Annotated in this window: 15 protein-coding genes; 7 read left to right on the top strand and 8 right to left on the bottom strand. The window is 63.4% G+C overall.

The window, feature by feature from the left end:
* Positions 1–111: 111 nt before the first annotated feature.
* Complete coding sequence (locus M2281_RS04335) at positions 112–441, top strand: hypothetical protein (RefSeq protein ID WP_280819864.1); 330 nt, start codon at positions 112–114, stop codon at positions 439–441.
* Here the strand turns inward: M2281_RS04335 and M2281_RS04330 are convergent.
* The 4 genes from M2281_RS04330 to M2281_RS04315 are packed head-to-tail and all read right to left on the bottom strand — an operon-like array spanning position 438 to position 4,023.
* Entirely contained in the window at positions 438–1,187 is a 750-nt protein-coding gene (locus tag M2281_RS04330; RefSeq protein WP_280819863.1) for a metallophosphoesterase, read from the bottom strand. The two genes, M2281_RS04335 and M2281_RS04330, sit on opposite strands and share 4 nt — an antisense overlap.
* 38 nt (positions 1,188–1,225) lie before the next feature.
* Entirely contained in the window at positions 1,226–2,362 is a 1,137-nt protein-coding gene (locus tag M2281_RS04325; RefSeq protein WP_280819862.1) for an alpha-hydroxy acid oxidase, read from the bottom strand.
* A gap of 52 nt (positions 2,363–2,414) precedes the next feature.
* Positions 2,415–3,209 carry a (Fe-S)-binding protein gene (locus M2281_RS04320; protein WP_280819861.1) on the bottom strand — a complete coding sequence of 265 codons (795 nt, stop codon included), beginning with the start codon at positions 3,207–3,209 and terminating at the stop codon, positions 2,415–2,417.
* 10 nt (positions 3,210–3,219) lie between these two features.
* On the bottom strand, positions 3,220–4,023 hold the full coding sequence (locus tag M2281_RS04315) for an FCD domain-containing protein (RefSeq protein WP_280819860.1): 804 nt from the start codon (positions 4,021–4,023) through the stop codon (positions 3,220–3,222).
* A 189-nt stretch (positions 4,024–4,212) separates the two neighbouring features.
* Here M2281_RS04315 and M2281_RS04310 point away from each other — a divergent pair, with 189 nt between their 5' ends.
* The 4 genes from M2281_RS04310 to glcF are packed head-to-tail and all read left to right on the top strand — an operon-like array spanning position 4,213 to position 8,725.
* Positions 4,213–5,709: an FAD-linked oxidase C-terminal domain-containing protein gene (locus M2281_RS04310; RefSeq protein WP_280819859.1), complete on the top strand. Its 1,497-nt coding sequence runs from the start codon at positions 4,213–4,215 to the stop codon at positions 5,707–5,709.
* A 6-nt stretch (positions 5,710–5,715) separates the two neighbouring features.
* Positions 5,716–6,966, top strand: coding sequence for a glycolate oxidase subunit GlcE (gene glcE / locus M2281_RS04305; protein ID WP_280819858.1), 1,251 nt, complete (start codon positions 5,716–5,718; stop codon positions 6,964–6,966).
* A 31-nt stretch (positions 6,967–6,997) separates the two neighbouring features.
* On the top strand, positions 6,998–7,378 hold the full coding sequence (locus tag M2281_RS04300) for a DUF4870 family protein (RefSeq protein WP_280819857.1): 381 nt from the start codon (positions 6,998–7,000) through the stop codon (positions 7,376–7,378).
* Between the two features lie 30 nt (positions 7,379–7,408).
* Positions 7,409–8,725 carry a glycolate oxidase subunit GlcF gene (gene glcF / locus M2281_RS04295; protein ID WP_280819856.1) on the top strand — a complete coding sequence of 439 codons (1,317 nt, stop codon included), beginning with the start codon at positions 7,409–7,411 and terminating at the stop codon, positions 8,723–8,725.
* An 86-nt stretch (positions 8,726–8,811) separates the two neighbouring features.
* Here the strand turns inward: glcF and M2281_RS04290 are convergent, their stop codons facing one another.
* The 4 genes from M2281_RS04290 to M2281_RS04275 form a co-directional block, all read right to left on the bottom strand.
* Entirely contained in the window at positions 8,812–9,129 is a 318-nt protein-coding gene (locus tag M2281_RS04290) for a nuclear transport factor 2 family protein (RefSeq protein ID WP_280819855.1), read from the bottom strand.
* 79 nt (positions 9,130–9,208) lie between these two features.
* Positions 9,209–9,904 carry an aspartate/glutamate racemase family protein gene (locus M2281_RS04285; protein ID WP_280819854.1) on the bottom strand — a complete coding sequence of 232 codons (696 nt, stop codon included), beginning with the start codon at positions 9,902–9,904 and terminating at the stop codon, positions 9,209–9,211.
* A 25-nt stretch (positions 9,905–9,929) separates the two neighbouring features.
* Positions 9,930–10,847: a bifunctional 5,10-methylenetetrahydrofolate dehydrogenase/5,10-methenyltetrahydrofolate cyclohydrolase gene (locus tag M2281_RS04280; protein WP_280819853.1), complete on the bottom strand. Its 918-nt coding sequence runs from the start codon at positions 10,845–10,847 to the stop codon at positions 9,930–9,932.
* Positions 10,848–11,107: 260 nt separating this feature from the next.
* Positions 11,108–11,926, bottom strand: a complete 819-nt coding sequence (locus M2281_RS04275; protein WP_280819852.1) for a L,D-transpeptidase — start codon at positions 11,924–11,926, stop codon at positions 11,108–11,110.
* A gap of 211 nt (positions 11,927–12,137) precedes the next feature.
* Here M2281_RS04275 and M2281_RS04270 point away from each other — a divergent pair, with 211 nt between their 5' ends.
* Positions 12,138–12,776: a DNA-3-methyladenine glycosylase I gene (locus tag M2281_RS04270; protein ID WP_280819851.1), complete on the top strand. Its 639-nt coding sequence runs from the start codon at positions 12,138–12,140 to the stop codon at positions 12,774–12,776.
* A 167-nt stretch (positions 12,777–12,943) separates the two neighbouring features.
* Positions 12,944–14,449: a histidine--tRNA ligase gene (hisS, locus tag M2281_RS04265; RefSeq protein ID WP_280819850.1), complete on the top strand. Its 1,506-nt coding sequence runs from the start codon at positions 12,944–12,946 to the stop codon at positions 14,447–14,449.
* The last annotated feature ends 6 nt before the right edge of the window (positions 14,450–14,455 follow it).

Genomic DNA, 14,455 nt, shown 5'->3' with positions numbered 1-14,455 from the left:
CCCGCCTCGGCGGGCAAGCTTTTTGAACGGTTTTCTGTTTCCCATCAGCAAGTTGTGATCGGCATTCCGTCGACGTCACCCAACAGCGCGCTAGGTGCCTCAGTGGCATAAATGGCACGCCGCCGAACTTCCCGGCCAGCCGGTGCCAAAGACACTGGCCACCCGGAGGTGGCGCGACTAGAAGGCGTCAAACTCAACGAATGTGGATTCACTGGCCGGCAGGGGCTGCCCTGCGGCAAGCAACGCATTCGTAATAAATTTTATGCAAAATTGCCGAAGGCCTTAACCGAGATGACCACCTTGAAAGCCGCGCTCCTGTCCTTCGCCATGCTCTCCGCCATCGCGCTCTGCGGCTTTGGCATCTACGCAGCAGACGCATCGAGCGATCACGCCGTTTTCGACGGCTACGGCGTCGGCGCCGCCAACCACCAAAATCACTAATCCCTATCGCTGACCGACAGGATACGCTTGTCCAGCCCGTCTATGACGAGCGCGGTCAGCACGCCCGACCTATAGGCCTGCGTGTCGACATCGACCCGATTGGCCAGCACCTCCGGCTCCGGATGCGGCGTATGGCCGTGCACGATCAGCTTCGGATGAAGGTGCGGATAATACAGGAACTCCTCGCGAATCCAGATCAGGTCGCGCGGGTTCTGCCGTTCCAGCGGTATGCCCGGCCGGATTCCGGCGTGGCAGAAGAAGAAATCCCCGAAACTGCGTGAATAGCCGAGTCCGGTGACGAAGCCGACATGGCTCTCGGGTACGGCGCGGCGTAGCGCGGCACCGCTGCTCGCAAGCGCCGCGGGATGGTCGAAATCGAGCGCCATACCATAGGAAAGCGCGGTCATGTCTCCACCATTCTTGGCAAACAGGCCACTGGACGTCGGGTAGGCCAGGAAATCGAGAAAGCCGTGATCGTGGTTGCCGGCCAGTGCGATCATCCGCTCGTCGCGCCTTGTGACATCGAGCAGTCTGTCTAGCACGCCACTCGAATCCGGGCCGCGGTCGACATAGTCGCCGAGATGGATCACCCGCCAGTCATCGGGCCGGTCGGCTTCCAGTTCGGCTTCGATGCACGCATGCATCCTTTGGAGCAGGTCGAGCCGGCCATGGATATCGCCGATGGCATAGATACGCATGCCATCGGGCCCCGCAGCTTCAAGGAAATGCACGCCCTGCTTCGTCAATCTCTCATCCTGTCTGCCCTGAGCCGGGCTTGCCGGGATTACGGACGGAGCATGTCCGGCCCGACATCCGCGATCGTCCGCTTGCCGCAAAGCGCCAGGGTGACGTCCGCCTCCTTGCGGATGATCTCCAGCGCCTTCGTTACGCCCTGCTTGCCCATCGCGCCAAGCCCGTAAAGGAATGGCCTACCGATATAGGTTCCCTTGGCGCCGAGGCACAGGGCCTTTAGCACATCCTGGCCCGAGCGAATGCCGCCATCCATGTGCACCTCGATCTTGTCGCCCACCGCTTCCACGATCTCGGGCAGCATGGAGATGGAGGAGGGGGCGCCATCGAGTTGGCGACCGCCATGGTTGGAAACGATGATGGCGTCGGCGCCGGTCTTGGCAGCCATGATTGCGTCCTCCTTGTCGAGGATGCCCTTCAGGATCAGCTTGCCGCCCCAGCGCTCCTTGATCCACTCAACGTCCTTCCACGACAGCTGCGGGTCGAACTGCTCGGTCGTCCAGGACGCCAGGGAGGCAAGATCGCCCACGCTCTTGGCGTGGCCGACAATGTTGCGGAAGGTGCGACGCTGCGTGCCAAGCATGCCCAGGCACCAGCGCGGCCGGATCGCCATGTCGATGATGTTCTTGGGCGTCATCTTGGGCGGGGCCGACAAGCCGTTGCGAATGTCCTTGTGGCGCTGGGCCAGGATCTGCAGGTCGAGCGTCAGCACCAGGGCGGAGCATTTCGCCGCCTTGGCACGGTCGATGAGGTCGAGGACAAAGTCCTTGTCGCGCATCACATAGAGCTGGAACCAGAACGGCTTCTTGGTGTTCGCGGCGACGTCCTCGATCGAGCAGATGCTCATGGTTGACAAGGTGAAGGGCACGCCGAATTCCTCGGCCGCCTGTGCCGCAAGAATCTCGCCATCGGCATGCTGCATGCCGGCGCTGCCGGTCGGCGCCAGCGCCACGGGCATCGACACCTTCTCGCCGATCATGGTGCTTTCGAGCGAGCGGTTGGTCATGTCGACCAGCACGCGCTGGCGGAATTTTATCTTGGAAAAATCCTCTTCATTGGCGCGGTAGGTGCTTTCGGTCCAGGCGCCGGAATCGGCGTAATCGAAGAACATCGTCGGCACGCGCCGCCGGGCAAGGTTCTTGAGGTCGTTTATCTCCAGGATTTCAGCCATGAGTCCGTTCTTTCAATTTTAGTTCGGCAGCGGTGGGACCGCGCCGCACGGTTCAAGCACTTCGTTTGAGGGCAATTGCGTTTCTGTTGCCGATCGGCGGGGCATCGAGCATGCCGGCCAGAACCTCGGCGACATGGCGGACTTCGATGTTCGAGCCCTCGCGCCGCAGCCTGCCGGCCATGTCCATCAGGCAGCCGAGATCGCCGGCAAGCAGCACGCGGGCTTCGGTGGCCTTGACATTGTCGGTCTTGCTTCTGGCGATGGGCGCCGAAGATGCAGGATGCCGCACACAGGAACCGCAGCACATTTCCGGCGCGCGCATCTCGATCAGGTCGAGACCTTCAACCGATTTTAGGAGCGCGCGGGGCTGGCCCTGCACGCCGATCTCACGCAGGCCCGCGCAGGCGTCATGATAGGTCACGGCGCCGGTGAAGCGCGCCGGCACGCTTTCCTTGCCGAGCACGTCGACGAGAAAGCTCGTCAGCTCATGCACCTTGGCGGCAAAGCTCTTAGCGCGCGCGGCCCAGTTCGGCTGGTCTGCGAGAAGGGCAGGATAATGCACCTTGAGCATGCCGGCGCAGGTGCCGGACGGCGCCACGACGTAATCGAACTCTTCGAAGGCCTCGATGGTGTTTTGGGCTGTGAGAATGGCCTCGGCGCGGTCGCCCGAATTATGGGCCGGCTGGCCGCAACAGGTCTGCGCCACAGGCACTTCGACCGAGCAGCCCGCATCCTGCAGCAATTTTGCCGCGGCAAAGCCGACTGAAGGCCGGAACAGATCGACCAGGCAGGTCACAAACAGACCCACCCGGGGCGCTGCTTCTTCTGTTTCGCTGCTCTCCGCCATCGTCTTCAGGCTACCTGTCTGTTCCGCTTCGCCGCGAGCCGTCTTCGGAACGCTGACGCAGCCTGAGTTTTGCCACCCTTTGCCATTCACCGGTGCGCTCGGCCTCCGCCATCGACCGTTCGACATAGGTGATGTGGTCCATGGCGGCCTTGCGCGCATCCGTCGGCTTGCCGCCCACGACGGCCTTGTAGATAGCCCGGTGCTGGGCCAACAGGTCTTCGCGCGCGCCGGGCAGGGTGAAAACCAGAAGGCGATTCTGGAACACGCCGTCCGACAGCAGCCGGTAGCACGAGCGCAGCGTGTGCAGCAGGATGATGTTGTGCGCGCACTCGCCGACGGCGTGGTGGAACTCGACGTCGATTTTCGCCTCTTCCTCGAAATCGTCACCGCGCTGGTGAGCGGCTTCCATGCGCTCCATGATGTGGTCCAGCAGGGCGCGGTCGTCGGCGGTGGCGCGCCGCGCCGCATATTCGGCGGCGATGCCTTCGATCTCGCGCCGATATTCGAGATAGTCCGCGCAGGCCTTGGGGTGCGATCCGATCAGTTCGCGGATCGGCGGGGTGAAGACCTGGCCGATCATGTCGGCGACATAGGTGCCGCCGCCCTGGCGGGCGACGATCAGGCCGCGCTCTTCCAGCGCCTTCAGCGCCTCGCGCAGGATGGGGCGCGACACGTCGAACTGCCGCGCAAGCTCGCGTTCACCGGGCAGTCGGTCGGACACGCGCAGCACGCCCTCGAGAATCAGGCTCTCGATCTGCTGCACCACCTCATCGGCGGTGCGCGAATGTTCGATCCTGGAAAAAATCTCGCTCAACCGGGTTGGCCCTCTGTCGTGACCCAGAACTACGGCCTTCCCGAAAACTGGTCAATTAATTTATCCAATTTTGTGTTTCGGGATCGTTTCTGGGGCCGTGATACTCTTCCCGAAATCGCCAGAAGCGTTTACAGCTCCGGCAACAAATTGGTAAAAGCTTTTTACCACCAAGTCCTTGGAGGAGCTGCCATGTCCGGCCTGGCCATGCCGAAGCCAGATGCAGATACGATCCGCCGGCGCGCCGAGATCGTCGCCGACATGCGCATCATCGTGCCGGGCGAAGGCGTGGTCGACGCCGTCAACGAAATGAGGGTCTTCGAAAGCGATGGGCTGACCGCCTACCGCCAGCTGCCCCTCGTCGTCGTCCTGCCCGAGACGGTCACGCAGGTCTCGCGCATCCTGAAATATTGCAACGAGCGCAACATCCGCGTCGTGCCGCGCGGTTCCGGCACCTCGCTGTCAGGCGGCGCCCTGCCGTTGGAAGATGCTGTGCTGCTCGTTATGAGCCGCTTCAATCGCATCCTCGAGATCGACTATCCCAACCGCACCGTGGTTGCGCAGCCGGGCGTCACCAATCTCGGCATCACCAACGCGGTGGAGGGCGAGGGTTTTTATTACGCGCCCGATCCGTCCTCCCAGATCGCCTGCTCCATCGGCGGCAATGTCGCGGAGAATTCCGGCGGCGTGCACTGCCTGAAATACGGGCTGACCGCCAACAATGTGCTCGGCATCGAAATGGTGCTGATGAACGGCGACATAGTGCGTCTCGGTGGCAAGTACCTCGATAGCGAAGGCTACGACCTGCTGGGGGTCATGACCGGCTCGGAAGGCCTGCTCGGCGTCGTCACCGAGGTCACGGTGCGCATCCTCAAGAAACCGGAGACGGCGCGCGCGCTGCTGATCGGTTTCCCCAGCAGCGAGCAGGCCGGCCAGTGCGTTGCCGATATCATCGGCGCGGGCATCATCCCTGGCGGCATGGAGATGATGGACGGCCCGGCCATTCGCGCGGCGGAAGATTTCGTCCATGCCGGCTATCCGCTCGAATGCGAGGCGCTGTTGATCGTCGAGCTCGATGGGCCGGGCGTGGAGGTCGACCACTTGATCGGTCGCGTCGAGGCGATCGGCAACCGCAACGGCGCCACCACCTGCCGCATCTCGCAATCGGAGCAGGAGCGGCTGACCTTCTGGGCCGGCCGCAAGGCGGCGTTCCCGGCCGTGGGCCGCATCTCGCCTGACTATTACTGCATGGACGGCACGATTCCGCGGAAAGAGCTGCCCAATGTGCTGCATGGCATGCGCGAGCTATCGGAAAAATACGGGCTGGGCGTCGCGAATGTCTTCCATGCCGGCGACGGCAACCTGCATCCGCTTATCCTTTACGATGCCAATATCCCTGGCGAGTTGGACAAGGCCGAGCAGTTCGGCGCCGACATATTGCGGCTATGCGTGCGGGTCGGCGGTGTGCTGACGGGCGAGCACGGCGTGGGCGTTGAAAAGCGCGACCTGATGCCGGAAATGTTCAACCAGATCGACCTCGACCAGCAGATGCGGGTCAAATGCGCCTTCGATCCCAACCATTTGCTCAATCCGGGCAAGGTGTTTCCGCAGCTTCGTCGCTGCGCCGAGCTTGGCCGCATGCACATCCATGCCGGAAAGCTGCCGTTTCCCGACATTCCGAGGTTTTGATCGGGCATGGAACAGACATTGCACAACCTGGCCCCGACCACTTCCGAAGAAGTCCAATCCGTCGTCCAATGGGCGCTTGCCGAGGATGCGCCACTGGAGATCGTCGGCCATGGCTCGAAGCGCGCCATCGGTCATCCGGTGCAGGCGGCGCATACGCTCGATCTTTCGGGTCTCAGCGGCGTCACGCTCTACGAACCGGAGGAACTGGTGCTTTCCGCCAAGGCTGGCACGCCGCTGGCCGAAATCGAGGCGATGCTGGCCGCGCGAGGCCAGCAATTTGCCTTCGAGCCGATGGATTACGGTCCGCTGCTCGGCCAGCCGGCGGGGCGCGGCACCATCGGCGGCGTGCTTGGGGCAAATCTTTCCGGCCCGCGCCGGCTGAAGGCGGGCGCCGCGCGCGACCACATCCTCGGCATCAATGCCGTTTCCGGGCGCGGCGAGGCCTTCAAGTCAGGCGGGCGTGTGGTGAAGAACGTCACCGGCTATGACCTGTCGAAAGGTATGGCCGGATCGTGGGGCACGCTTGCCGTGCTGACCGACGTGACCTTCAAGGTGCTGCCTGCCGCCGAGACCGAGACGACGCTTACCATACGCGGCCTTTACGACGAAGACGCCGCGGCGGCCATGGCGCTCGCCATGGGCTGCAGCGCCGAAGTGTCGAGCGCGGCGCATCTGCCCGAAAACCTGTCGCAGACGGTTGCCGGCGGCGCGCTGACGGGCGAGTCGGCCACGCTGCTGCGCATCGAAGGGTTCGGCCCGTCCGTCGCCTATCGCATCGAGCATCTGAAGCAGCTGCTCAAAAATGCCGGCCGCCTCGACGAAATCGCGGAAGATATGTCCCGCGCCATCTGGCGCGATGTTCGAGACTGCATGCCATTCGCCGATGGCACGGAGCGCCCGGTCTGGCGCATTTCCATGGCCCCGGCCGACGCCCATCGCATGGTGCTGGCGCTGCGCATGGAAATGGCGGCCGATGCTTTCTTCGATTGGCAGGGCGGGCTCGTCTGGCTGCGGCTCGACGCCGACCCCGAGGCCGATCTGGTGCGGCAGCTGGTGCGGAAGTTCGGCGGCGGTCACGCAACGCTGGTACGTGCCAACCAGGCATGGCGCGCGGCCTTGCCGGTTTTCCAGCCGCAGCCCGGCCCTCTGGCCGCATTGTCCGCCCGCCTGAAGAACGAGTTCGACCCCAAAGGCATCCTCAATCCCGGCCGTATGGCGCCGGTCGGGCGGTCTGCTAGTGTCGCCACGTCAGGCTGAGGCACTCGGCGAACGAATCGGAGGGCAATTCATGAGCGACTACAACACCGGACCGGCAGCACCGCGCCAGACGGACAGCTGGCTGGAACCGGGGCAGACCAATGCGCAGCTCGTCTACTTTCTCTACCTCGTGGGGCTGGTTGTTGGCATCACCGGGCTGATCGGCCTGATCCTGGCCTATATCAATCGCAGCAAGGCCGAGCCCTGGGTGGAAACCCACTACACCTGGGCGATCCGCACCTTCTGGATCGGGGTGCTCTACAGCCTCATCTCGCTCGCGTTGATGTTCGTGGCCATCGGCTTCATCCTCATATTCGCGGTTCTCGTCTGGTACATCGTGCGCTGCATCGTCGGCCTGCAGGCGGTGGGTCGCGGCGAGCCGATCAAGAATCCCAAAAGCTGGTTTATCTGACCGCTTTGTCACCCTGGAAACAGTGTCGCCATGCAGACCACATTCACGCCCGCCCAGCTCGCCGACCCGCATGTCGCGGAATCGGAAAAGATCCTGCGCAAATGCGTGCATTGCGGCTTCTGCACGGCGACCTGCCCGACCTATGTGACGCTGGGCAATGAGCTCGATAGCCCGCGCGGGCGCATCTATCTCATCAAGGACATGCTGGAGAACGGTCGCCCCGCCGACAAGGAGACGGTGACCCATATCGACCGTTGCCTGTCGTGCCTCGCCTGCATGACGACGTGCCCCTCGGGCGTGAACTACATGCATCTGGTCGACCACGCCCGGGCGCATATCGAGGAGACCTACAAGCGGCCGCTGACGGACCGCGCCGTTCGCGCGCTGCTGGCATTCGTGCTGCCTTATCCGTCGCGTTTCCGCTCGGCGCTCAAGCTGGCGAAGTTCGGCAGGCTGTTTTCCGGTCTGTTCGAGGCGGTACCGGGCTTGCAGCCCATGTCGGCCATGTTGAAGCTGGCGCCGGCCGAGGTTCCGCCGGCTTCGCCTGTTGCCACGCCGGGCCGCCATGTGGCTGCGGGGGAGAAGCGGGGCCGCGTGGCGATCCTCACCGGCTGTGCCCAGCCCGTGCTGGACCCAGGCATCAACGAGGCGACGGTTTCTCTGCTGAACAGGCTCGGCTCCGAGGTGGTGGTGCCGGAAGGCGAGGGGTGCTGCGGTGCGCTGGTGCACCATATGGGCCGCGAAGAACAGGCGCTCGCCTTCGCGCGCAAAAATGTCGACGCCTGGATGAAGCTGGTCGACCAGGGCGGGCTCGACGCCATCATCATCACCGCTTCGGGCTGCGGCACCACGATCAAGGACTATGGCTTCATGCTGCGCCTCGATCCCGCCTATGCCGAGAAGGCGGCGCGGGTTTCGGCGCTTGCCAAGGACATTACCGAATATCTTTGCACGCTCGACCTGCCCGAGCCGGCCATCCAGCCGGGGCTGGCGGTGGCCTATCATTCGGCCTGCTCGATGCAGCATGGCCAGAAGATCACGCGCCAGCCGAAGGAGCTTCTGACGCGCGCGGGCTTCGTGGTGCGCGAGCCGCGCGAGGGGCATCTGTGCTGCGGCTCGGCCGGCACCTACAACATCCTGCAGCCCGAGATTTCTGCAAAGCTGCGCGACCGCAAGGTGAAGAACATCGAGGCGACTGGCGCTGCCGTTATCGCGACCGGCAATATCGGCTGCATCACGCAGATCGCCTCGGCGGCGAAGATGCCGATCGTGCATACGGTCGAACTGCTCGACTGGGCCTATGGCGGCAAGAAGCCGGCGGGCGTGCCCGAGGGCAGGAAGCTGTAGGCCGCGGAATAGAAGACACCTCACTGCGCCGGCTGGGTTGGAGTTCCTTGATGGAATACCATCTGCCAGCGCCCGTCGACGTGCTTCTAAATGGAACTGCGCAACGAATGCAGTTCCTTTCCGTCTTCGCCTTTTCTGACGCTTCGATAGGTTAGCAAGACGACATCTTCTGCAAGAGATGTCAGCTCGAAGTCGCTGGCGATCAGCTTTTGCGAATTCTTGGGATCCTCGGCGGCAAGGCTACGGATCAGATCCGCTTTGTGATGAACTCCGCCAGACCTGCCGAACTCGACAAAGCCCTCGGCCAAGAGCTTGTCCACGGCTTCCGGTGAACCCCGCACCGATTGCTTGAATAGCTCCATTTCCAGGCTTTGAATCAAGTTGAGATCGTGTCGCAACGTCATTGCTCACCTCATTTGCAGGCAGCGTCCCAGACCAGCGCAACTTTGACAATGGATGAGGCGGAACTTCGGAGGCGTATCCCTACGGCCAGCCAGCGTCTTGATGCCGTTCCGAAATTTGATCCAGCACAGCGCGCAAACCGGCAATGGGACTGGTCAGGGGCTTTGGCCCGCATTTGACGAGATCAACGGCGCCGGCCATTGATGCCTGGGCAAGGGCGACGGTCGTGGCGCCGTCGCTATAGGCCGCATCGGCAGCCCTTGCGATGTCCGATAGATACGCGTCGTATTTGCCGGCTTTGAACAAAGCCCAAGCGCCCGGAACAAGCCTGACTTCAAACGATGCGCCGGAACGCTTCGCCGCTTCGGCAAAGAGCTCTGTCGTCGGCTTGATGGTCGTCTCTACGGCACAAAGCGCAATCGTCGTCCCGCCGGCATCCAGCGCCTGTTCTGCCAGCGCCGCGTCCGCCCGCATGACGGGAACGGTGGTGGATTCTTCGAGGCCGTCGACCGAAGGACCCAAGGTCGAGCAGGTGAGAATGACGGCATCGGCCTCTTGGCTGAGGAGCCTGAGTATCGAGGCCGTTTCGCGTTCCAGCTCCGGGGTGAGCCCGCCGGCATCTTCTGCGGCGAGCAGGAGGTCCGGCCTGACTTCGTGATGAAGCGCACCATCCGGAAGCCCGAGCTCCTGTGCGGCCTCCTCGAAGACCGCGACATTGCTTTGGGCGGTATGAAGACACGCTATCTTCATTTTGAAGTTTTGGGCGCCTCGCTTCACCGAACCCTCAAGAGCGAGAGTTGGCCTACTCCGCCGCGATCCGGTTCGATGTGGCGTAGGTTGCCTCGTACATCGCGCGCTGGCGGTTGAGCGCCACCATGGTGTTGCGCAGCAGGATCGAGACCGTCACCGGGCCGACGCCGCCCGGAACCGGCGTGATCCAGGAAGCGACTTCCTTCACGCTATCGGTGTCGACGTCGCCCACGATGCGGGTCGAGCCGTCCGGCAGGGTTTCGGAATTGATGCCGATGTCGATGACCGCTGCACCGGGCTTGACCATGTCGGCCTTGATGAGGCGCGGCTTGCCGACCGCCACGAACAGCGCATCGGCCCGGCGCGCATGCGCGGCCACCGAGCGGGTCATGTGGTGGCACACCGTCACCGTTGCACCCTCGCTCATCAGCAGGAAGGCGATGGGCTTGCCGACGATTTCGGAATGGCCGACCACCACGACCTCAAGCCCCTTGAGGTCCATGCCGGTTTCTTTCAGCAGCTCGACCGATGCGGCGGCCGTGCAGGGCGCCAGGTCGAGCTGGTTGTAGACGATGTTGCCGATGGAGGCGGGGTGCATGCCCTCGACGTCCTTCAGCGGATGTATCGCGGCCTGGATCGACTTGATCGGGATATGCGCCGGCACCGGGCGCTGGATGATGATGCCGGTGACGCGCGGGTCTGCGTTCATGCCGTGGATGGCGGCCTCGAGTTCGCCGGCCGTGGTCTCGGCGGGCAGGCGGCGCTCTTCGAAATCGATGCCGGCCTGTCGGGCCTTGGCGCGCTGGTTGCGCACATAGACGTCGACCGCGTCGACATCGCCGACCGTGACTGACACCAGCTTTGGTGGAAAGCCTTCTTCTCTTGCCTTCTCGGCGGCGGCGCGTACTTCCGCCATGATGCGGGCAGCGACCGGCGCACCTTTGAGGTAGCGGGTATCGTCGAGAGGCATTCCAGGTCTCCTTCGCCAGGGGGCAATGATAAAGGCACGTCGACTGCGGCGTGCCTCGGCGCTGGCCTCTTTATCATGCTTTCGCCCGCATGATCCTTGCTTTTCCGACATAACGATATTGGTAAAAGCGACGCGGCTATATTACTTTGGAGAATAATATTTTCAACAAAGGAAAAGGCGGCGCGATCCGCGATCGTACCGCCCTCTCATGCGACAGATGAGACTGCCGCTCTCCGGTCCGTCCCCGGAAGGTGCTGAGGTCAGCTCACGACAACCGTCGCGCCGACCTTCACCCTCTCGTAGAGGTCGATGACGTCCTCGTTGCGCATGCGGATGCAGCCGGATGAAACCGCGCCGCCGATGGTCCAGGGCTGGTTGGTGCCGTGGATGCGGTAGAGCGACGAGCCCAGATACATGGCGCGCGCGCCGAGCGGGTTCTCGAGGCCGCCTTCCAGATATGCGGGCAGAACGCGGCCGCGCGCCCGCTCGCGGGCGATCATTTCCGAAGGCGGACGCCAATCCGGCCATTCGCGCTTCTGACTGATCTTGTGTGTGCCGGCCCATTCGAAGCCGGGCTTGCCGGTGCCGACGCCGTAGCGCCGTGCCTTGCCGTCCTGTTCCACCAGGTAGAGGAAGTTCTTCTTGGTGTCGATGACGATGGTTCCCGGCTTTTGGGGGCCGTCAAAGGCGACTTCCTGCGGCAGGTAGATCGGATCCATCTGCCTCGCCTGGCGCTTGTTGCCCTGGGTCGTCTTGCCCTGAGACATCGCGAAGATGCCGGTGCGCTGCTGAGGCACAGGCTGGGCCTGCTGTTGCTGCTGCGGATTGGGCATGTCGTAACGGTGGTCGAAGCGCGGTTCGAGCGCAAAGGGCTGAACCTGCAGGCTGACGGGCATTGCCTTGGGTGCTTGGCTGCTCACGATCTTGCCCGGCTCGCGGCCAAGCTGCATGACCCACGGCGCCGAAAGATCAGGGCTGACCACCACCGGCGGGCGTTCCAAATAGCGGTCGTTGGCGATGGCCGGCGAAGCAATGCCGGCCGCGAGGGCCAAAGCCCCCAGCATGAAAAGAGGTTTCATCTGACGCACTCTCAACTCGATCGTCACGGCGAGGGACAATTCCTCGCTTGAGGCGCAAGCTGCGACGGAAGAAACAACCAAGTCATGAATCGGAATGCGTAAAATGCGAAACTGCGCGTAAAGCTTTTGGTGTGGTTACCGGCCGGTTCAGGAATCTGGTAAAGGCCACGTAAAGACCGGTTTGCGCTGCCCGACGACAGGAAGATGCGGAATGGATGAGATAAAGACGGGGCTGATCGAAGGCGCGGACGGCGTCACTCGTTGCTTCTGGCACGGCAATCTGCCGGACTATGTGCGCTATCACGACCACGAATGGGGCAGGCCGGTTGCGGACGACCGGCGGCTGTTCGAAAAGATCTGCCTCGAAGGATTTCAGTCCGGCCTGTCCTGGCTCACCATCCTGCGCAAGCGCGAGGCGTTCCGCGAGGCTTTTGCCAATTTCGAGTTCGAGCGGGTTGCCGAATTCGGCGATGCGGATATCGAACGTCTTCTCGGCAACGCCGGCATCGTGCGGCATCGCGGCAAGATCGTCTCGACCATCAACAATGCCAAGCGCGCCCGCGAACTGGTCGCCGAAAAGGGCTCGCTTGCCGCCTATTTCTGGTCGTTCGAGCCGAGACAGGATGAACGGCCGGAGGTGGTCGACCTGGCGCATCTGCGCGCCAATCCGACGACGGCTGTCTCGACGCGAATTTCGAAGGATTTGAAGAAGCGGGGCTGGACATTCGTCGGCCCGACCACAGTCTATGCCTTCATGCAGGCCATGGGCCTGGTCAACGACCACATCGAGGGTTGCGCCTGCCGCGTGGACGTGGAGAGGGAGCGGGCTGCGTTCAAGCGGCCTGCCTGAGGAGCCGAAGGGGCCCGGGTTTCCGGCATTGCTTTTTTCGGGCGGGGGGCGAACCCTTGCCGCTCCGTTCCACATAAGTTAGGACACCGCGCGAGTCCTGATGCTGCGCGGCATGCAATGCCGAAGCCTGGCAAAACACGCTGCACGAACGACAAGAGCGACACGACATGGCTGATAAATCCGAGAAAATGAAGGCGCGGCTGCCGCGCGGCTTTATCGACCGTACGCCCGACGATATTCGCGTCGTCGAGAAGATGATGGCGACGATCCGCGGCGTCTACGAGCTCTATGGCTTCGAGCCGGTCGAGCAGCCGATGATCGAATACACAGACGCGCTGGGCAAATTCCTGCCGGACCAGGACCGGCCCAATGAAGGCGTGTTCTCCTTCCAGGATGACGACGACCAGTGGCTGTCGCTGCGCTATGACCTGACCGCCCCGATGGCGCGCTATGTGGCGGAGAATTACGAGAAGCTGCCGAAGCCTTACCGCAGCTACCGCTCGGGCTGGGTGTTCCGCAATGAAAAGCCGGGACCGGGCCGCTTCCGCCAGTTCATGCAGTTCGACGCCGACACGGTCGGCACGCCGGGCGTTGCGGCTGACGCCGAAATGACCATGATGATGGCCGACGTGATGGAAGCGCTGGGCATCAAGCGCGGCGACTATCTCATCCGCGTTAACAACCGCAAGGTGCTGGACGGCCTGCTCGAGGCCATCGGCCTTGGCGGCGACGAGAATGCCGGGCGCCGGCTGACGGTGCTGCGCGCCATCGACAAGCTCGACAAGGTCGGCGTGCAGGGCGTGCGCGACCTGCTCGGCAAGGGCCGGCTGGACGACAGCGGCGACTTCACCAAGGGTGCTGGGCTGGACGAGGCCGCCATCGACAAGGTCGTTGCCTTCACCGAAGCGGGCGCCGCGAATGCGGCCGAAACCACCGGCAACCTGAAGGGGATCGTCGCTGGCAACGAGCGCGGCACCGAAGGTGCCGAGGAACTGGCCCAGATTGCCGCGCTGGTTGCGGCTGCGGGCTACGATGACGGCCGCATCAAGATCGACCCCTCGGTCGTGCGCGGCCTCGAATATTACACCGGCCCCGTCTACGAGGTGGAACTGCTGGCCGAGATCCCCAACGAGGATGGCCAGATCGTGCGCTTCGGTTCTGTCGGCGGCGGCGGGCGTTATGACGGCCTCGTCTCGCGCTTCCGTGGCGAACCGGTGCCGGCCACCGGCTTCTCCATCGGCGTCTCGCGCCTGGTGACCGCGCTGAAGAACCTCGGCAAGCTCGACACCTCGGACGTGATCGCGCCGGTCGTGGTGCTGGTCATGGACAAGGACACCGAAAGCCTCGGCCGCTACCAGAAGATGGTTTCGTCGCTGCGCCAGGAAGGCGTGCGCGCCGAACTCTATCTCGGTGGCGCGGGCATGAAGGCCCAGCTTAAATATGCCGACCGTCGCGGCAGCCCGGTGGCGATCATCCAGGGCGGCGACGAGCGGGCGCAGGGCGTGGTCCAGATCAAGGATTTGATCGAGGGCGCACGCATGTCAGCCGAAATCACCGACAATGCCGAATGGCGCGCCGCGCGACCGGCGCAGGTCACCGTGGCCGAAGCCGATCTCGTGGCGGAAGTGAAGAAGATCCTCGCGGCGCAGGCCGAGGATCGCGCGAGGGGCTGAGGCGAA

Source organism: Pseudaminobacter soli (ex Li et al. 2025) (genome assembly GCF_029892515.1).
GTDB lineage: Bacteria > Pseudomonadota > Alphaproteobacteria > Rhizobiales > Rhizobiaceae > Pseudaminobacter > Pseudaminobacter soli_A.
This window is presented reverse-complemented; position numbering and strand designations above follow the sequence as displayed.